Here is a 17,910-nt window from a genome sequence, read left to right as displayed (position 1 = left end):
GAGCGTCCGATGACCGACCGAACCTTGTCCGGATACCGCATCGTGATCGTCGAGGACGACTATTACCAGGCGCAGGACTGCCGCCAGCTGCTCGAGGCGGCGGGGGCCAAGGTGATCGCGGTCTCGGCGACGGTGCCTGATCTGTCCGCGCTGCTCGAGGAAGGGCGGATCGATGCGGTGCTGATCGACATCAACCTCGGCCACGGCCTGTCGTTCGACTTCGCCCGCGAGCTGAAGGCGCGCGCGATCCCGTTCGTGTTCCTGACCGGCTATGATGCGGTGATGCTGCCCGATGATCTGGCAGGCAGCGGCTATCTGACCAAACCTGCCGACGCGCGTCGGATCATGGCCGCGCTGCTGAACGCCGCCGGAGGCTCCCGCTAGCGCGCGCCCCCGTCCGGCGAGAAGGGATCAGGCGGCGATGACTTTCAGCCGCTCGCGCTCCCGCGCGGTCTGGACCCGCGGCGCGAGATAGGACGGATCGAAGCCCGCGATCTGCTGGAGCGTGCGCAGGTCGTGGATCGTCAGCTGCTTCGAACGCAGCGTGATCAGTCCCTCCTGCCGGAGCTGCTGGAGCTTGCGGTTGATGTGCACCGGGGTGAGGCCGAGCACGTCGGCAAGGTCGTCCTGCGTCAACGGGAAGTAGATCTGCTGGCCCTGATGCGCATCGACCAGCGAGAGGCGGTAATGCGCCTCGCAGATCAGGTGCGCCATCCGCTCGAGCGCGTCGCGGCGGCCGACATTGACCACCCACGAGGCGAGCACCGCGTTCTCCATGCAGCCATATGACCGCATCGCCTCGCCGATGGTGGGGAAGCGGTCGATCAGCCGGCGCATGTCGGCATGGGTGATGTTGACGATCTTGCAGGGGCTGAGCGTGATCACTTCCTCGATCGCGATGCCGTTGGGCGAGCAATCGAAGTAGAAGGCGTCACCCGGCAGCAGCAGCCGCGTGATCTGCCGCGCGCCGTTGCGCAGGATCTGGTAGCGCGCGGCCCATCCGCTGAGCACGACCGGGAAGGAATGCATCTCGTCACCATCGCGCGACAGGTACTTCTTTGCACCCACGTCGCGCGGCTGACGGCACAGTTCCTCCACCGCCTCGATCTCGAGATCGCCGAGTTCGGCGGCATGCATCAGTCGCAACAGGAAGGGATTGACCACGTGCTTGCTCCTAAGAGTGTTGCGGGAATTGCACTGTCCCCGATGCGCTCTCTTATATCTCAATCAAAAGTTAGGCTGTGTGTCGAATCCCGTCGGTTCGCCCGATATTGATTGCAGATTGTCGTAGATTCGATGGCTGAGGCCTCCAAGCAAAAACGAAACCGCAGGTCCGGCCTTGCTGATCGGGACGATTGCAAAGGTTTGTCGGTCTTGTTTCGGGCGATCGCGCACCCAGACAGCGCTTCTCTTTCCGAGTCGAATCGCTGCTTTCGGCAGGGCGTCCCGCGATGTCGGCGGGGCGTCCAGCGTGGGTAATGCAGGATAAGGGGTCCGCGCCGCCCGCCTGTCACCTTGCAATCCGGATGCAGCGCGGCGGCCAGCCGCACGGCGATCCTCAAAGGAAAGGATGAAGACATGGCGAACGAGCGCAATCAGAACCGCGAGAGCCAGGGCCAGGATCAGGGCCGCGAGCGCGAGAACCAGATGCAGCAGGGCAGCGACAACCAGCGCGGCCAGAGCAGCTATGGCCAAAGCAACTATGGTCAAGGCGGCAACGACTGGGACCAGAGCAACCGCCCCGGCCGCTTCGGCCAGCAGGAGCAGGGCCAGCATGATCAGGGCCGCTATGGCCAGAACCAGTACGGGCAGAACCAGTACGGTCAGGGCCGGTATGATCAGGGCAATTTCGGTCAGGGCCGCGGCCCCTCCGGCGCGCAGGGCGGCTATGGCAACCAGAGCAGCTACGGCGGGCAGAGCGCTGGCTATGGCCAGGACAATGACGGCCAGAGCGGCGGCTACGGCCAGAGCGGATACGGCAACCAGGGCAGCTATGGCGGGGGCCGGGGCGGCTTCGGCTCGAGTGGTCAGGGCGGGCAGGATGCCCTGATGGGCCACGGCCAGCACGGGCAGAGCCAGTGGGGTCAGGGCCAGCAGGGTCAGGGCAGCCGGGGCCACCACCACGATCCGAGCTACAGCCAGTGGCGCCAGCGCCAGATGGAGCAGTTCGACAACGACTACAACGAATACCGTCAGACCCAGCAGGACGAGTTCAACAGCAAGTTCGATGAATGGCGCAAGAAGCGCCAGAGCGAGGGTCAATCGGGCAGCGGCACAAGTTCGACGGGCTCGGCCGGCTCGGGTAGCCAGACCACCGGAAAATCGGGGTCCACCACGAGCTGATCGAAAGCGGCAGCGGACACGCCCCCGTCCGCTGCCGTCTTTCCTACCCCCGCGCCCCCGGCCGACCTGGCCCGGGGCGCGGTTTTTTGTCCGGCGCGAGGCTGGCCGCCGAGGCTTCAACTATGCCGAAATCCGACAATTCTCGCAGATACAATCTAGGTTAAAGCGTGCCGGGAGCGAGACGGGCAGCATCTGCCTACCCGGGGGTATCCCGATCCCTCTGGTGACTCGGTGACTGGACGCGCGTTAGGTTTCCACTTCGTCCGGTCATTGCCCCAAATTAACTCCCCGCCCAGCGATGGGCGGGGTTTTTTGTCGTGGCATCGCGCGCTGCCCACCGCCTGCGTTCCTATCCGGGTTTAGTGCCCCGCGGCACCGGCACCGCCATGCCCGCGCCACGCCTTCCCCGCCTCCTGCGGCAGAGCACCACCACGATGTCCTATCACCAATTCCTGCTCTTCGCGGGCGCCGCGATCATCCTTGCCTATTGGCTGCCGCGCTTCGTGTCGGGCCGCGAGCCTGCGGCTTCGGCGCTACTGATCCTCGCCGGGGGCCTGTGCGCGCTGGTGCTTCCCGAGGATCCGCCGCTGTTCCGGCCGATCGCCGATCCCGAATGGTGGGAGATCCTGAGCGAGATGGCGGTGATCGTCGCGCTGTTCGCCACCGGCCTCCGGCTCGACGTCGTTCGGCCCTTCGCGCGCTGGGGCGTGACGTGGCGACTGCTCGCCGTGGCGATGCCGCTGACCATCGGCGCCATCGCCCTCACCGGCCTTGCCGCGGGATTCCCGCTCGCGAGCGCGCTCTTGCTGGGCGCGGTGCTCGCCCCGACCGATCCGGTGCTGGCGGGCGACGTGCAGGTCGGCCCGCCGACCGAGGGCGGCGAGCATCCGGTGCGCTTTGCACTCACCACCGAGGCGGGCCTCAACGACGGGCTCGCCTTCCCCTTCGTCTACCTCGCGCTCGCCGCCATCGCCGGGCTGACGATGACCGAGGCGGGCGAGTGGCTGGCCTATGATCTGGTCTACCGCATCCTTGCCGGAACGGCGGCGGGGGCGGGCGTCGGCTGGCTGCTCGGGCAGATGGTGTTCCGCTGGCCCGCGGGCAACGCGCTCTCGGCGACCGGCTCGGGGGTGCTGGCGCTGGCGGGCGTGTTCGTGAGCTACGGCTTGGCCGAGCTCATCCACGGCTACGGCTTCATCGCCTGCTTCGTTGCGGGCCTCGTGTTCCGCCGGATCGAGCGCGACCACGCCTTCCACGGCGACCTCCACCTCTTCAACCTCGCCATCGAGCATGCGCTGACCGCGGTGCTACTGCTGATGGTGGGCGCGGCGCTGGGCACCTATGCCGCCGACGTGCGGCTGGTTCATGTCGCCATCGCCACCGCGCTGGTCTTCGCGATCCGCCCGCTGATCGGCTGGGTGTCGCTGGCGGGCACCGCCCTCCCCCCGCGCGAACGCTTCGTCACCGCCGCCTTCGGCGTGCGCGGGATCGGGAGTCTCTACTACCTCGCCTTTGCCGCCGGGATGGCGCCGGTCGCGATGCTGGCCGACCTGTGGCTGGTGGTGCTCGTGACGATCGCGCTGTCGGCGGCTGTCCACGGCCTCAGCGCAGGCGCGGTGCTCGCCGGAATCCGCGCCGATGAAGAACCCGGGCCTGCCGCGTGACCACCCCGCTCGCCCTGCTGCTCGATTTCGACGGCACGCTGGTTCCCACCGCGCGCACCCCCGACGGCGTGATGGTGAGTGAGGAGCTGCGCGCACTGATCGCTGCGGCGTGCGAGCGCCTCGACGGCCGGCTCGCGATCGTCAGCGGGCGTTCGCTGGGTCAGCTCGATCAGCTGTGGGGCCGGGCCCTGTGGCCGGTGACGGTTGCGGCGAGCCACGGGCAGGAGCTGCGCCACGACGGACGCGTCCGCGCGCCTGCCCCGCCCCGCATCTTCGCCAGCCTTGCGCGCGCCACCGAGGCCCGCTTCGGCGCTGCGCAGGGCGTGGTGATCGAACTCAAGAGCCACGGCCTCGGCCTCCACTACCGCCTCGCCCCGCGGCTGCACGAGCAGGTCAGGGCATGGGCCGAAGAATGCGCCGCCGCGCACGATCTCGTCATACAGGAAGGCGAGATGGTCTACGAGTTGCGCCAGCCCGGCGCGGACAAGGGCGATGCGGTGCGCGCGATCATGGCGATGGCGCCGTTCCGAGGGAGCAGCCCGCTCTATATCGGCGACGACTTCACCGACATTGCCGCGATCGAGGCCGCGCGCGCGCTGGGCGGGCGCGGGCTGGCGGTCGGCAGCCGCATCGCCGCGCATGCCGACGGCGTGCTGGCCGATCCGGCAGCGGTTCTGGAAGGCATCCGGGCGCTTGCGGCGGGCAAGCGGGCCGCTTTCATCACATAGGCGGTTTTTTGCCCGCGCCCCATGGGCGAAGGCACCCCCGGCGCCGGGGGCGAAGCCTTCGCTCCGGCGCGCACCCCCTCCGGCCCGGCGGCCGCAACCAAAGGGCACCCATGCCCCACACGCAAACGCAAGCCCACACCCCGCGCCTGATCGCGGTTTCGAACCGGGTCCAGGTCGAGACCGGAGTCGACAACGCCAACCGCGGCGGCCTTGCGGTCGCCCTCGCCGCCGCTCTGCGGCAGAGCAATGGCATCTGGTTCGGCTGGTCGGGCAAGCAGACCGGGGAATTCACCGGCCAGATCGCCTTCCAGCGCGCCGACGGGGTCGCGACCGCGACGATCGACCTCGAAGCGCAGGATATCGAGGAATATTACAACGGCTTTGCCAACCGCACCTTGTGGCCGCTGTTCCACTACCGGCTCGACCTGACCGAGATCGCGCGCGACTTTGCCGGCGGCTATGCGCGGGTGAACGAGCGCTTTGCCGACACCTTCAGCCCGCTGATTGCGCCCGACGACCTGATCTGGGTGCACGACTACCACCTCATGCCGCTCGGCAGCCACTTGCGGAAGCGCGGGTTCGAGAACCGCATCGGCTTCTTCCTCCACATTCCCTGGCCTCCGCCGAGCCTGCTGATGTCGCTCCCCGGCCACCGCGAGCTCGCGCGCGGCATGCTCGATTACGACGTGATCGGCTTCCAGTCGGAGGAATGGCGGCAGGCCTTCATCGACTATGCGACCGTCCAGTTCGAGGCGACGCTCGAGGGGGAAACGCTGCGCCTCGGCGAGCGGCTGACGCGGTTACTGGTCTGCCCGATCGGCCTCGACGTCGCCGATTTCGCGGGCGCGGTGCATTCGATCGCCGCCAGGCAGGCCGAGACCCGGCTGGTGGTGAGCGCGGTCGGGCGCGACATGATCGTCGGCGTCGACCGGCTCGACTATTCCAAGGGCCTCGCCGAGCGCTTTGCCGCCTACGAGCTGCTGCTCGCCGATCACCCCGAGCTGCACGAGAAGGTCAGCCTGCTCCAGATCGCCCCGCCCTCGCGCGGGGACGTGGCGAGCTACCGCCAGATCCGCGAGGAGCTCGACGCGCTGTCGGGCCGCATCAACGGGGCCTATTCCTCGATCGACTGGGTGCCGATCCGCTACGTCAACCAGGGCTATTCGCGCGACGAGCTGTTCGGCATCTACCGCGCGGCGCGGGTCGGCCTCGTCACCCCCTTGCGCGACGGGATGAACCTCGTCGCCAAGGAATATGTCGTCGCGCAGGACCCGGCCGATCCGGGGGTGCTGGTGCTGTCGCGCTTCGCCGGGGCCGCAGCGCAACTGCCGCAGGCGGTGCTGGTCAATCCGCATGCGATCGAGGACATGGCCGAAGGGATTGCCCGCGCGCTCGCCATGCCGCTCGCCGAACGGCAGGAGCGGCACCGGGCGATGCTCGAGACCATCACCCGGCGGGATGTGCGCTGGTGGTCCGAGACTTTCATGGCGGCGCTCGCCGAGGAGCCGGAGGCCGCACTGGCGCACAGCAACGTCGCCGATCTCCGGGAAGCGGCCGGCGCCAAGCGCTGACACGCAAAGAAAAGCCCCCGCGCGGACAGGGCGTCCGCGCGGGGGCTTTTGCTTGAGGAGACAGCCTAGGGCGCGGGCGTCGCATCCATCGCCGCGCCGGGGATCGGCGAATTCTTGTCGAGCCAGTCGGCGTGTTTCTGGATCGTCGGGATCGTGCTTTGCGCGAACTGGCGCAGCTCGGCATTGTCGCCCGCACCGCCATAGGCCTTGAGCAGGGTCAGCGCCTTGCGGTGCGCGGCGGTCTGCTGGCTGATATATTCGCGGTCGAAATCGGCGCCGCTGAGGCTCTCGAGAATATCGACCTGCGCCTGATGCTCGGCATCGAGCTTGTCGGGCATCGCCAGCGTCTGGCCCGAGGCCGCGACCGCATCCTTCAGCGCCCGCGAGGAGCCGGTGTGATCGGTGATCATCATCTGCGCGAATTCGCGGGTCGGCGTACCTTCGGCGCGCTTCATCGCGAGGCGTGCGGCGGCAAGCTCGTACATGTCCGACATCGCCACGGTCTGGGCGAATTCCTGCGCGGCAGGCGGCGTCTCGGCAAAGGCCCCGTCGGCGTCGGCCTGGCTGTTCGCCATCATGTCCGCCGTGGCGGACGCATCCGGCGTGTCGCGCCCGTCGCAGGCGGTCAGAGCCAGCAGGCTCGCGGCCATCGTCAGTGCCAGTCGCATCAGTATTCCTTCCCTTCGGCGCCCCTTCGGGCCGGTTCGCGCAAGGGTCTAGGCCAGCGGGGCGGGGGATGAATTTACATAGGCCAGTGACCCCGATTAGCCCGCCCCCGGCGCGCGAGGCCGCGGCCAAATCCTTGCCGAGTTTAGGGAACCCGCCGCCGAGGTCGCCGACAACGGTGCCGGGGGAGGGACACGAAGGACAAGGTGCGATGCCCAAACCAGCCTGCGAGACCGCCTCAAAACAGCCGCCGCCCTGTTTCACCGACGAGATGACCGCCTCGCTCCCCGCGCTGCGCAATTTCGCGCGCTCGCTGTGCCGCCAGCGCGACATGGCGATGGCCGACGATCTGGTGCAGGAGACGATGGTCCGCGCCTGGTCCTCGCGCCATACCTTCCTGCCGGGCAGCAAGTTCCGTCCGTGGCTGTTCACGATCCTGCGCAACCAGTTCTACAACGCGGTGAGGAAGCAAGGCCGGCTGGTCGCATGGGAGCCCGAGGCGGCCGAGCGGCTGCTGGTGCAGGCCCCCGATCAGGAAGAGCGCATCCACGTCGCCGATCTCGAGGGCGCCTTGCGACAATTGCCCGACGGCCAGCGCGAGATGCTGATGCTGATCGCGGGCGCGGGGCTGAGCTACGAGGAGGCGGCCGAAGTCGCCGATTGCAAGCTCGGCACGGTCAAGAGCCGGATCAACCGCGGGCGCGCGGCGATGCGCCAGATCATCGCCAGCGGCGAGGCGCTGCCGGAAGCCTGAAAAGCCCGAGGCCTGAAAAAGCTGCGGGCCCGCTCCCGGATGGAAGCGAGCCCGCATGGGGGCGGCGCGGGACGTGTGCCTCGAAACCCGCGTCGCCCGACAGTCTCACGGCCTTATTGCGGCGGTGTCGCCTTCTCGGCATTTTCCTCGACCTGTTCGGCCTTGGCTTCGGCGTTCTCGCGCACGGCATCGGCCTTGTTCTCGAGGTTCTGCTCGGCGGCGGAATCGACCCCGTCGGTGGTCTGGTCGAGCGCGTCGGCCTGCTCTTCCATCGCATCGGCGGTGGCTTCGGCCTGCGCTTCGATCGCGTCGGCGGTGTCTTCGGCCTGATTTTCGGCCGGGCTGTCGCAGCCGGCAAGGCTCGCACCGGCGAGCGCGATTGCGGCGGCGAAGATGTTGATTTTCTTCATTCTATGCACTCCAAGCCTTAGCGGACCGAACCGCGGCGGAACAGGTTGACGATCGCCAGCAGCACCAGCGCGCCGAGGAACGAGACGACCAGCGCGCTGATCGAAAAATCGCCCGCAGTGATGTTCCCGCCGCCGATCAGCGGGTTGATGAGGAAGCCGGCAACAAGTGCGCCGACCACGCCGACGACGATGTTGAGGAAGATGCCTTGCTGGCCATCGGTGCGCATCACCATGCTGGCAAGCCAGCCCAGAATGCCACCGACGATGATGATCAGGATAAGGTTCATTATTGTCTCCTTGCCGAGAGAGGCGTCGCGCGCACGCGGCCATTGGCTGGCCGGGTGCCGCTTGGCTTCGACAGGTGACTGCCTGACAGGCTCGGGAGAATGCGCCCTCACCTATGTTGTAGAGGATGCAACAGCTGCGCGGCCATCTATCGGCGCGGGAGAGGTGCGATGGCCGGGCTGTGCGCGTCAGGCGAGCGGAGGAGGCAGCGAGAACATCGCTACGAAAGCGAGCGCCCGCGCGCGATCGCCGGTGATGGCGAGGCCTGCGCCTGCCTCGAGCTCTTCCCACGGCACACCGGCATAGACGCCTGCAGCGATCACGTCGGCGGAGGGTGCGTGGAACACCGCATCGGCGCCATCGGGATCGCCGCGCCGGATCGGCAGTTCGCGGCCCTGCGGCTCGGCGACGAAGCTCTCCTCGTCGATCACAAAGCCGATGCGGCCCATGAAGGCAGCGCAGGCCTCGCGGTCGAGCATGGTGCGCATCGAGAGCATCAGCGAAACCGCCGAGAGCGGCAGGCGCGGATCGTGGGCGGTCGATTGCGCCGCCCAGCGGCCGAACTCCTGGATCAACGGCTCGGCGGCGAGGCCCCAGGGCGTCAGCGCATAGACTTGCGCCTTGCCCGGCGGCGGCAGCATCCGGCGCACGACCACGCCCGAGGCCTCGAGCGCGGCCAGCCGCTCGGTCAGCACCTTGGCCGAAATGCCCGGGAGCGCGACGCGCAGGTCGGAGAACCGCCGCGCGCCCAGCATCAACTCGCGCACCACCAGCAAGGCCCAGCGCTCGCCGATGACCTCGAGCCCGAAGGCGGTGCCGCAGGCGTCGTTGTACCAGCGCCCGTGCCCTGTCGCGGCGGCGGAAACTCGGCTCGTCCCGTTTTTGGTTACTTTTGGTGACTTCATCGTTGACGAAAGTAACTCTCGGCTCGACAAGACGCAAGGGAGCGAGTCGCCAAGAGCGACACGAGAGGAGGAAAACACCATGTATATCGACGGTTTCGTCATTCCCGTGCCGACGGCAAACCGCCAGGCCTTCATCGACCATGCCACCAAGGCCGACAGCCTGTTCATCGAACTGGGCGCGTTGCGCGTGGTCGAATGCTGGGGGGACGACGTTCCCGAAGGCAAGGTCACCGACTTCCGCCGCGCGGTCGATGCCACGGCGGAGGAATCGGTCTGCTTCAGCTGGATCGAATGGCCCGACAAGGCCACTCGCGACGCCGTCTTCGCCAAGATGATGAGCGAGGACTTCAAGGACCCGCGCATCGATCAGGCCACCAACGCCATGCCCTTCGACGGCAAGCGCATGATCTTCGGCGGCTATGTGCCGGTCGTGGATATGGCAGGATGAGCGCGGCGGCAGAAGCGCCTGCGCCGGGCACGGCGACTGCGGGCGATTTCACCTGGCACGAGCTGATGACCGATGATCCGGCGGGCGCACAGGCGTTTTACGCGCAGGTGTTCGGTTGGCGCTTCGATCAGGGGGCGGTTGGCGGACGCAGCTACAGCGTGATCCTTGCCGGTGACACCGCGATCGGCGGGATGCTCGGCCTCGATCAGGCTATGCTGGCGGGCGGCGCGCGGCCCGTCTGGGCGGGCTATGTCGCGGTCGATGGGCTCGGCGCGGCCAGCGAGAATCTGCACCGCCGGGGCGGGCAGATCCTGATGGACGACCTCGCCATCCCCGGCATGGGGCGCTGCGCCCTCGCCGCCGATCCCGAAGGCGTGCCGATCTACCTGATGGAATATGACGCCCCGCCGCCTGCCTCGGGCACCTTCGTCTGGAACGAGCTGGCAGCCCGCGATCAGGACGGGACGCAGGGGTTCTACTGCGGTCTGTTCGGCTGGCGGCAGGAGGGCGAAATGCCGATGGGGGAACTGGGCGACTACCGCTTCCTGAACCGCGGCGAACGGATGATCGGGGCGATCATGCCGGTCGGCAACAGCGGCAAGGCGAATGGCTGGACGTTCTATTTCGCAGTGCCCGACATCGATGCCGCCGCCAGCCGTGTGAGAGAGAGCGGCGGCACCCTGCTGCAAGGGCCGGACGAAATCCCGGGCGGCGATTTCTCGGCCTCGGCGCGCGATCCGTCGGGTGCGATTTTCGGAATGGTCGGCCCGCGGCGGGCCTGAGGAGGGGGAGAGCAATGCACAAGAACACCATCTGCCTGTGGTATGACGGCACGGCGGAAGAGGCTGCACGCTTCTATGCCGAAACCTTCCCCGACAGCCATGTCAATACCGTCCACCGCGCGCCCACCGATTTCCCCTCGGGCAAGGCGGGCGACGTGCTGACCGTGCAGTTCACCGTGCTCGGCATCCCCTGCCTCGGCCTCAACGGCGGCCCGATCTTCCCGCACACCGAGGCCTTCAGCTTCCAGGTGATGACCGAGGACCAGGCCGAGACCGACCGCTACTGGGACGCGATCGTCGGCAATGGCGGGCAGGAGAGCGCCTGCGGCTGGTGCAAGGATCGCTGGGGTCTCAACTGGCAGATCACGCCGCGCACCCTCACCGAAGCGCTCGCGGCGGGCGGCGAGGAAGCCGCGCGGGCCTTCGGCGCGATGATGACGATGGGCAAGATCGACGTCGCCGCGATCGACGCGGCGCGGCGGGGAGAGGGCTGATGCGCAAGATCCACGCCGCCGCCTTCGTCTCGCTCGACGGGGTGATCCAGGGCCCGGGGGGCGTGCAGGAGGACACCACCGGCGGCTTTGCCTCGGGGGGCTGGGTGTTCGGCCTGTGGGATCCCGCGGTGGGCGAGGAGATCGACCGCCTGTTCGGGCGCGACTACGACCTGCTGCTCGGGCGGCGCACCTACGACATTTTCGCGGGCTACTGGCCCTATGTCGATCCCGACGATCCCAATGGCGGCGACATGGCCCGCGCCTTCTCCGCCTGCCGGAAATATGTCCTCTCGCGCGGCAACCCGCAGCTCGACTGGGCGAACAGCGAGCAGCTCGGCAGCATCGACGCGGTCGCCGCCCTCAAGCAGACCGAGGGGCCCGATCTGGTGATCCAGGGATCGAGCACGCTCTACCCGCAGCTGCTCGCCGCCGGGCTGATCGACCGGCTGACGCTGATGATCTTCCCGCTCGTCCTCGGCCCGGGCAAGCGGCTGTTCGGCGATGGCACCGCGCCCGGCCTGCTGGCGCTGGTCGAGAGCCGCGCAAGCGTTCAGGGCACGCTCATCGTCACCTTTGAACAAAGAGGCCCCCTGCCCTCCATGGCCGAGGCCTCGCCCCCGCCGATGGACAGCGCGCGCGAGGCGGCACGGCAGGAGGCGATGGCGCGAGGAGAATGGTGATGCGGAAGCTGGTTACACTCGCGGCGATGGTGGCTTCGGCTCTTCCGGTCCAGGCTCAGGTGCAGGGGCAGGTCAAGGCCCGCACCGCCCCCGAACCGCAGGCGCAGGTGCCACCCGAAGCGCTCCCCGGCTTCGACCGCTTTGCCCGCGCCCGCGACAATCTGCTGGCGCTGCGCGACGGGCGCCGCGCGGTGGGCGACCTTACCCGGCAGGAGCTTCAGGACGTCATCGACCTCGACCGGCAGGTGCGCGGCAGCGCGGCCGACACCCGCTCGTTCCGCGAGCGCTGCATCGACAACGAGGTGCGGCGCGAAGGCGGCAACCCCTCGCGCCTTGCGTGGGAGGTGATCAAGCTCAAGTGCCGCGACTGAGGCTGCCGTCCAGCACCTCGCCGATCGCTGCGGCGGCGTGGGCTTCGGGGACGCCGAGGCCGGCGAGGCCCATCGCCAGCATCTCGCCGAGCCGCGCCTGTGCCTCGGCGGGTGCGGGACGGCTCTCGGCAAGCAGGATCATCACCACCTGACACAGGCCGAGCCAGTAGGCGACGCCGCTTGTCGCGGCTTCGGCACGCAGGTGCCCCGCGGCGCGGGCGGCGTCGATATCGGCGCGTAAGCCCCGGTTGAGCGGGTGGTCGGCGGCGGCGGCCACGCTCTGGTCGCGCAGCAGCACGCGCGCGCGGCGCGGCTGGCGCAGAGCATAGCCGGCGGCGACCGCCATGCCGCCCGCGATCCGCGCGACCGCATCGCTGCGCCCGGAATTGGCCTTGGTGACCTCCGCCTCTACCTCGGCGCGCACCTCGGCCGCGACCGCCGCGGCGAAGGCGTGCTTGTCGGCGAAGTGGTTGAAGAAGCTTCCCTTGGCGACGCCGGCTGCGGCAACGACCTCGTCGATCGCGATGGCATCGATCGGGCGCGCGGCGAGCAGATCGAGCCCCGCGGCGATCAGCGCGGCGCGGGTGCGCCGGATACGGGGGGAGAGGGCTTGGGTGGCCATGGGCGCTCCATACTTGACTATCTGGTCAGGTTCAAGTTAATTGACCAAATAGTCAGAAATCGACTCGGGGAGGGGTCATGGCGGTCATACGGATAGAAGACATCGCCCATGTGCGCTTCGCGTGTCCCGATCTGTCCGTAATGCGCGGGTTCCTCGAGGACTTCGGCCTCGTATGCTTCGAGGACGCGGGCCGGCTCTACGGCAAGGGCAGCGACGGGCGGCCCTTCGTGCACGTGACCGAGCCGGGCGAGGCGCGGTTTCTCGCGGTCGGGCTCAGGGCTGCGAGCATCGCCGACCTCGAAACCCTCGCTGCGCATGAGGGCGTGACGGTCGAGCCCCTGAACGAGCCCGGAGGGGGCATGGTGGTGCGTCTCACCGATCCCGACGGCTACCTTGTCGAAGTGGTCGCGGGCCAGCACTGCGAGGCGCCCGTCCCCTGCGCCGCGCCGCGGTTCAACTCCGCCGCCGACAAGCCGCGCCAGCGCGCCACGATACGCCTAGAACCCGCCCCGGCGCACGTGCGCCGCATTGGCCATGCGGTGCTCAAGGTCAGCGACTTCCGCGCCTCCGAACGCTGGTGGAAGGAGCGCTTCGGCTTCCTCACCTCGGACGAGATCGAGGCCGCACCCGATGTCCCGCTCGGCGCCTTCATGCGTTGCGACCGGGGGGACCTCCCCGCCGATCACCACACGATCTTCCTCGCCCAGCTGCCCGGCCCGCTCGGCCTGCTCCACGCCGCCTTCGAGGTCGAGAGCCTCGATGACCTGATGTGCGGCCACGAGTGGCTCAAGGCCCGCGAGCGGCAGGCGGCATGGGGCGTCGGCCGTCACATCATGGGCAGCCAGATCTTCGACTACTGGAAGGACCCCTTCGGCAACGAGCTCGAGCACTGGACCGACGGCGACCTGTTCACCGCCGCCGATCCGCCCGCCAAGCAGACCATGCAGGCGCTGCTCGCCGTCCAGTGGGGCGCCCCGCACCCGATGTTCGCGGGGAAGCTTGCCCCGCCCCCCGGCCTCGTCGCCTGGATCACCGCGCTCCAACTGCGCATCAAGCGCCTGTTCTCCCGCTCGCCCAAGGAAGCCTGACCCCATGAAACTCTGCACCTTCACCCACGCCGGCAAGACCCGCACCGGGATCGTCGTCGGCGATAAAGTGGTCGAGATCGGCGTCCCCGGCACGATGATCGACCTGATCCGCGACTGGGAGGCCTTGAAGCCCGGCCTCGAAGCCAAGGCCGCGACGGGCGAAAGCATCCCGCTCGCCGAGGTCAAGCTGGAAGCCCCCGTCCCGCGCCCCGGCAAGATTTTTGCGATCGGCCTCAACTATGCCGACCACATCGCTGAAAGCGGCCTCGGCACGCCCGAGCGGCAAGTGTGGTTCACCAAGGCGCAGACCTCCGTGAACGCCCCCTTCGACCCCATCCTCATCGCGCGCGGCACGATGACGCCCGACTACGAGGCCGAGCTGGTCGCGGTTATCGGCGCAGGCGGCAAGCACATCGCCGCCGCCGACGCGCCCGCGGCGATCTTCGGCTACACCGTCGGCAACGACGTCACCGAGCGCATGTGGCAGCATGCCGTGCCGCAATGGGCCTTGGGCAAGAGCTTCGACACCCACGCCCCGATGGGCCCGTGGATCGTCACCGCCGACGAGATCGGCGATCCCCACACCCTTGGCATCCGCTGCTACGTCAACGGCGAGGAGCGGCAGAACTCGAACACGCAGCACCTCGTCTACAATGTGTGGCAGCAAGTCGAGCACCTCTCGGTCGGCATGACGCTGGAGCCGGGCGACTGTCTCTTCACCGGCACCCCAGGCGGAATCGGCGCGGCGATGGACCCGCGGCAATTCCTGAAAGCGGGCGACGTGGTGCGGACCGAAATCGATCGCATCGGCCATATCGAAGGCACGATGGTCGCCGAGGGCTGACCCACCATGTCGGGGGGCTTCGACTGCGACGTGCTGATCGTCGGCGGCGGGCCGACAGGGGTGACGCTCGCCAGCCTGCTCGCGCGGCACGGGGTCGGCGTGATCGTCGCCGAGAAGGAGGCGGACATCTTCCCCCTCCCCCGCGCCGCCCATATCGACCACGAAGGCATGCGCATCCTGCAGGAGGCAGGCGCGGCCGAGGCGGTGATGGCGACCAGCCGGAGCGCCGATGCCTACGAGTTCCGCAACGCGCGCGGCAAGGTGCTGATGGCGTTCAGCGGCGCGGCCGGGATCGGCCCGGGCGGTTGGCCGGTCGCCAACATGATCCACCAGCCCTCGGTCGAGGCGGCCTTGCGCGCCGCGCTCGCCGGTCGCGCGCCCGATGCCTTGCGCAGCGGGTGGGAGATGCACTCCTTCGCCGAGGATGCCGCAGGCGTCACCGCTACCTTCGCGACGCCGCAAGGCGAGCGCACGCTCCGCGCCCGCTACCTCGTCGGTGCCGACGGCGCGCGCAGTCCGGTCAGGAAGGCCTGCGGAATCACCTTCGAGGACTTGGGCTTCGAAGAGCCATGGCTGGTGGTCGACGTGTTGGTCGATGACCCCGCGCGGCTCCCCACGGCCAACCTGCAGATCTGCGACCCCGCCCGCCCCACCACCTGCGTCTTGATGGGCGAAGGCCGCCACCGCTGGGAGTTCATGATTCTCCCCGGCGAGACCCCCGAACAGGTCAGCGCCCCCGCCAATGTCGAGCGCCTGCTCGCCCCGTGGAACGTCGCGGGCGCGGTGCGGATCGAGCGCACCGCCGTCTACACTTTTCGCGCCCGGATTGCCCAAAACTGGCGACAGGGGCGGGTTCTCCTTGCCGGAGACGCCGCGCACCAGACTCCGCCCTTCGCAGGGCAGGGCATGTGTTCGGGGCTGCGCGACGCGGCGAACCTCGCATGGAAGCTCGCGGCGGTGACGAAGGGCGAGGCAGACGACACGCTGCTCGATACCTACCAGCCCGAACGCGCACCCAACCTGCGCGCCACGATCGACATGGCGATCATGATGGGGCGCATGGTGTGCACCACCAGCCGGCGGGGCGCGTGGATGCGCGATGCGAAGCTCGGGCTCGCCAAGGCGCTGGGCAAGCTGCCCGATGGCCCGCCAGCCTATCCGCCGCTGAGCGCGGGCGCGATTCTCGCCGGAACGCCAGGTGCGGGGAGCTACTTTCCGCAGTTCACCGGCACCGCTGGCGAGCGGCTGGACGATGCGCTGGGCGAGGGCTTCTGGCTGATCGACCGGCGCGACACCGCCACCGCGCGGCTCGGCCCCTTCGGCGCGGACATCGCCCGGTGGCTCGCAGCCCACGGGGCCGAGGCGGTGCTGGTCCGCCCCGACCGCTACGTCTTCGGCACGGGGACCGCCGCCGCGCTCGAGAAGGCTTGGGCTGCGCGGCTCAGCGGCGCTTGAGGATCAGGTAGAGCGCGCCCTCTCCGCCGTGGCGGATATGCGCGCGGCGCACCGCGGTTATCGCATCGGCGTGGCGGCTCGCGGCGAGCCAGTCGAGCAGTTTGGCGCGGATCGCTCCGCGCTTCGCCATGCGGTCGGCTGGGTCGACCGGACGCTCGCGCCCCGCCACCACCAGCACCACCCGCGCCTGCATCGCACGCGCCTGATCGAGCGCGGTCATGATCCGCTCATAGGCGGTGTCGAGCGTGTGTCCGTGGAGGTCGAGCGTCAGGTCGGGCTCCAGCCGCCCGCCCTTCACGCGGCGATCCCAGTGCGAATCGAGGCCGGGATCGGGCGGAGGTGCGGTGGTGGCCGGCACGCGCGGTTTGGTCACGGGCTTGGGGGCGACCTTGGCCGGTTTGACGAACTTGCCCGGCGGAGCCGGTGCGGCCTTGCTCACCCCTCCACCAGCCTTCGGCTGGTCCCCCTCCCCTGAACGGGGAGGACTGGGACGCTTCTTCCCCGGCAGTGGCTTCACGCTTGCCGCCAGATGCGCCCAGGCTGCCTGCTCGCCGACCGAAAGCCCCCGCGGCGTTCTCATCGCTGCTTGGCGAGCCGTGCGGCGGCCTCCTTGGGGAGCAGCACGAAAGCGCGCCCGCGCCCGCTCATGCCGCCCGCGATTACCCGCGCATCCGCGCCCGCACCCCAGAAGGTGTCGAAACGGTTCGCGCCCTTGATCGCCCCGCCGGTGTCCTGCGCGATCCACATGCCCGAAGCCTCGCGCCGGTCGAGATCGAGCCATACCGGCGCGCCCAGCGGCACGAAGGCGGGGTCGGCCGCCACGGAATTCTCGCGCCGCACCGGCACGCCCAAGGCGCCCAGCGGCCCGTCGCCCTTCAATTCGGTGAAGAACACCCAGCTCTTGTTCTCGCGCATCAGCGCGCGGCCTTCTGCCGGGTTCTCGCGGATATAGGCCATGATGCCCTGCATCGAACCCGAATACTGCCCCGGCCCGCTCCCCAAGAGGCCGCGCTCGCGCATCAGGGAGCCGATGCCGACATATTCGCGCCCGTTCTGCCCGGCATAGCCGATGCGGATCACCTCGCCCTCCGGCGTCAGCAACCGCCCCGAGCCCTGGATCTGGAGAAAGAAGAACTCGACCGGATCGGCGGCCCAGGCGATCACCGGCACCCTGCCCGCCAGCGCCCCGTCCTCGATCTCCGCCCGCTCGTAATAGCGCACGAAGCGGCCCTGCACGTCATAGCGCCCGAGCGGCGGGCGGCCGGTGCGCTCGGAAGGCTTCACGTCATCGGGCCAGCCGCGCACCAGATCGGCGGGCATGGCATAGACCGGCACCTCGTATCCGGGGCGCCGGGTGCGGCTGCCGGCGATTTCGGGCTCAAAGTAGCCGGTCGCAAAGGCCTTGCCGTCGCCCACCTGCACGGGGGTGAAATTCTCGGCGAAGAAGGCGCGGGCCCGCGAAGGCGAAGCCGAGCGGGCGCGATCACACGGCCCCTGCCAGTCCTCGCGGCGGGTCAGCCCGCTCGCATCTTCGCGCGCGAGCAGTTTGGGGCAGCTCTCGATGAAGCTCGCCAGCGCCCCGCGCGCGTCGGCATCGGCGAGGTTCAGCCCGGCGAGCGACGGCCCGAGCGCCACGCCCGCCATCACCGCATTGGCCGCGGTCGCCGCGACGGGGGTGCTCGTCGCCGGCTGGGGCACCACCCGCCCGCAGGCCGCCAGCGCCAGCAGCAAGGCCAGAGCAAGCAGCGCGCGCATGGATCAGCTCCTTGTCGGCGGGAGGGGCGAAAGCCCCGGAGTTCA

The 17,910-nt window shown here is 69.0% G+C and carries 22 protein-coding genes; 14 read left to right on the top strand and 8 right to left on the bottom strand.

Translation table 11 applies throughout. From position 1 onward, the window contains the following. Positions 1–9: 9 nt before the first annotated feature. Positions 10–384 (top strand): response regulator, encoded by a 375-nt coding sequence (locus tag PFX90_RS16825; RefSeq protein ID WP_285713845.1) that lies wholly within the window; start codon positions 10–12, stop codon positions 382–384. A gap of 27 nt (positions 385–411) precedes the next feature. Here the strand turns inward: PFX90_RS16825 and PFX90_RS16820 are convergent, their stop codons facing one another. Next, entirely contained in the window at positions 412–1,164 is a 753-nt protein-coding gene (locus tag PFX90_RS16820; protein ID WP_285713844.1) for a Crp/Fnr family transcriptional regulator, read from the bottom strand. Between the two features lie 414 nt (positions 1,165–1,578). Here PFX90_RS16820 and PFX90_RS16815 point away from each other — a divergent pair, with 414 nt between their 5' ends. From PFX90_RS16815 to PFX90_RS16800, 4 genes are all read left to right on the top strand, one after another. Beyond that, positions 1,579–2,343 carry a hypothetical protein gene (locus tag PFX90_RS16815; protein WP_285713843.1) on the top strand — a complete coding sequence of 255 codons (765 nt, stop codon included), beginning with the start codon at positions 1,579–1,581 and terminating at the stop codon, positions 2,341–2,343. A gap of 362 nt (positions 2,344–2,705) precedes the next feature. Further along, the gene (locus PFX90_RS16810) at positions 2,706–4,007 is read left to right on the top strand and encodes a cation:proton antiporter (protein WP_285713842.1); all 1,302 of its coding nucleotides are present in this window, start codon (positions 2,706–2,708) and stop codon (positions 4,005–4,007) included. Beyond that, entirely contained in the window at positions 4,004–4,735 is a 732-nt protein-coding gene (gene otsB / locus PFX90_RS16805) for a trehalose-phosphatase (protein WP_285713841.1), read from the top strand. Before PFX90_RS16810 ends, otsB begins: the two co-directional genes overlap by 4 nt. Positions 4,736–4,845: 110 nt before the next feature. Beyond that, positions 4,846–6,306 carry an alpha,alpha-trehalose-phosphate synthase (UDP-forming) gene (locus PFX90_RS16800; protein WP_285713840.1) on the top strand — a complete coding sequence of 487 codons (1,461 nt, stop codon included), beginning with the start codon at positions 4,846–4,848 and terminating at the stop codon, positions 6,304–6,306. 65 nt (positions 6,307–6,371) lie between these two features. Here PFX90_RS16800 and PFX90_RS16795 read toward each other — a convergent pair whose 3' ends face one another. Beyond that, on the bottom strand, positions 6,372–6,974 hold the full coding sequence (locus PFX90_RS16795; RefSeq protein WP_285713839.1) for a DUF4142 domain-containing protein: 603 nt from the start codon (positions 6,972–6,974) through the stop codon (positions 6,372–6,374). Between the two features lie 209 nt (positions 6,975–7,183). On the opposite strand from PFX90_RS16795, the gene PFX90_RS16790 reads away from it, so the two are divergent. Next, positions 7,184–7,726 (top strand): sigma-70 family RNA polymerase sigma factor, encoded by a 543-nt coding sequence (locus PFX90_RS16790; RefSeq protein ID WP_285713838.1) that lies wholly within the window; start codon positions 7,184–7,186, stop codon positions 7,724–7,726. A 113-nt stretch (positions 7,727–7,839) separates the two neighbouring features. Here the strand turns inward: PFX90_RS16790 and PFX90_RS16785 are convergent, their stop codons facing one another. The 3 genes from PFX90_RS16785 to PFX90_RS16775 all read right to left on the bottom strand — a co-directional run bounded on the left by PFX90_RS16785 (position 7,840) and on the right by PFX90_RS16775 (position 9,326). Then, positions 7,840–8,136 carry a hypothetical protein gene (locus PFX90_RS16785; protein ID WP_285713837.1) on the bottom strand — a complete coding sequence of 99 codons (297 nt, stop codon included), beginning with the start codon at positions 8,134–8,136 and terminating at the stop codon, positions 7,840–7,842. Between the two features lie 17 nt (positions 8,137–8,153). Next, on the bottom strand, positions 8,154–8,423 hold the full coding sequence (locus tag PFX90_RS16780; protein ID WP_285713835.1) for a GlsB/YeaQ/YmgE family stress response membrane protein: 270 nt from the start codon (positions 8,421–8,423) through the stop codon (positions 8,154–8,156). 186 nt (positions 8,424–8,609) lie between these two features. Beyond that, positions 8,610–9,326: a winged helix-turn-helix transcriptional regulator gene (locus PFX90_RS16775; protein WP_285713834.1), complete on the bottom strand. Its 717-nt coding sequence runs from the start codon at positions 9,324–9,326 to the stop codon at positions 8,610–8,612. A gap of 79 nt (positions 9,327–9,405) precedes the next feature. Here PFX90_RS16775 and PFX90_RS16770 point away from each other — a divergent pair, with 79 nt between their 5' ends. From PFX90_RS16770 to PFX90_RS16750, 5 genes are read left to right on the top strand one after another with little or no spacing between them, the layout of a single operon-like run. Beyond that, positions 9,406–9,774, top strand: coding sequence for a DUF1428 domain-containing protein (locus PFX90_RS16770; protein WP_285713833.1), 369 nt, complete (start codon positions 9,406–9,408; stop codon positions 9,772–9,774). Continuing rightward, positions 9,771–10,556, top strand: a complete 786-nt coding sequence (locus PFX90_RS16765; protein ID WP_285713831.1) for a VOC family protein — start codon at positions 9,771–9,773, stop codon at positions 10,554–10,556. The genes PFX90_RS16770 and PFX90_RS16765 overlap by 4 nt, the downstream gene beginning before the upstream one ends. 14 nt (positions 10,557–10,570) lie before the next feature. Then, positions 10,571–11,050, top strand: a complete 480-nt coding sequence (locus PFX90_RS16760) for a VOC family protein (RefSeq protein ID WP_285713830.1) — start codon at positions 10,571–10,573, stop codon at positions 11,048–11,050. After that, positions 11,050–11,730, top strand: coding sequence for a dihydrofolate reductase family protein (locus PFX90_RS16755; protein ID WP_285713829.1), 681 nt, complete (start codon positions 11,050–11,052; stop codon positions 11,728–11,730). The genes PFX90_RS16760 and PFX90_RS16755 overlap by 1 nt, the downstream gene beginning before the upstream one ends. After that, on the top strand, positions 11,730–12,101 hold the full coding sequence (locus PFX90_RS16750) for a hypothetical protein (protein ID WP_285713827.1): 372 nt from the start codon (positions 11,730–11,732) through the stop codon (positions 12,099–12,101). The genes PFX90_RS16755 and PFX90_RS16750 overlap by 1 nt, the downstream gene beginning before the upstream one ends. Here the strand turns inward: PFX90_RS16750 and PFX90_RS16745 are convergent. Continuing rightward, a complete protein-coding gene (locus PFX90_RS16745) occupies positions 12,085–12,723 on the bottom strand; it encodes a TetR/AcrR family transcriptional regulator (protein ID WP_285713826.1) in 639 nt (212 codons plus the stop codon). The genes PFX90_RS16750 and PFX90_RS16745 overlap by 17 nt on opposite strands. 140 nt (positions 12,724–12,863) lie before the next feature. On the opposite strand from PFX90_RS16745, the gene PFX90_RS16740 reads away from it, so the two are divergent. From PFX90_RS16740 to mhpA, 3 genes are read left to right on the top strand one after another with little or no spacing between them, the layout of a single operon-like run. Next, on the top strand, positions 12,864–13,811 hold the full coding sequence (locus PFX90_RS16740; protein WP_285713824.1) for a VOC family protein: 948 nt from the start codon (positions 12,864–12,866) through the stop codon (positions 13,809–13,811). A gap of 4 nt (positions 13,812–13,815) precedes the next feature. Further along, on the top strand, positions 13,816–14,655 hold the full coding sequence (locus PFX90_RS16735) for a fumarylacetoacetate hydrolase family protein (protein ID WP_285713823.1): 840 nt from the start codon (positions 13,816–13,818) through the stop codon (positions 14,653–14,655). Positions 14,656–14,661: 6 nt separating this feature from the next. After that, positions 14,662–16,110, top strand: coding sequence for a bifunctional 3-(3-hydroxy-phenyl)propionate/3-hydroxycinnamic acid hydroxylase MhpA (gene mhpA / locus PFX90_RS16730; RefSeq protein WP_285713822.1), 1,449 nt, complete (start codon positions 14,662–14,664; stop codon positions 16,108–16,110). Here mhpA and PFX90_RS16725 read toward each other — a convergent pair. Both PFX90_RS16725 and mltA read right to left on the bottom strand, forming a co-directional pair. After that, the gene (locus tag PFX90_RS16725) at positions 16,097–16,549 is read right to left on the bottom strand and encodes a Smr/MutS family protein (RefSeq protein ID WP_336426504.1); all 453 of its coding nucleotides are present in this window, start codon (positions 16,547–16,549) and stop codon (positions 16,097–16,099) included. The two genes, mhpA and PFX90_RS16725, sit on opposite strands and share 14 nt — an antisense overlap. A 137-nt stretch (positions 16,550–16,686) precedes the next feature. Next, positions 16,687–17,865: a murein transglycosylase A gene (gene mltA, locus PFX90_RS16720; RefSeq protein ID WP_285713820.1), complete on the bottom strand. Its 1,179-nt coding sequence runs from the start codon at positions 17,863–17,865 to the stop codon at positions 16,687–16,689. Positions 17,866–17,910: the final 45 nt, after the last annotated feature.

Source organism: Erythrobacter oryzae, assembly GCF_030271515.1.
GTDB classification, from domain to species: Bacteria; Pseudomonadota; Alphaproteobacteria; order Sphingomonadales; family Sphingomonadaceae; genus Erythrobacter; species Erythrobacter oryzae.
The sequence above is the reverse complement of the archived record's forward strand: the minus strand, read 5'-3'. Positions and strand labels throughout refer to the sequence as shown.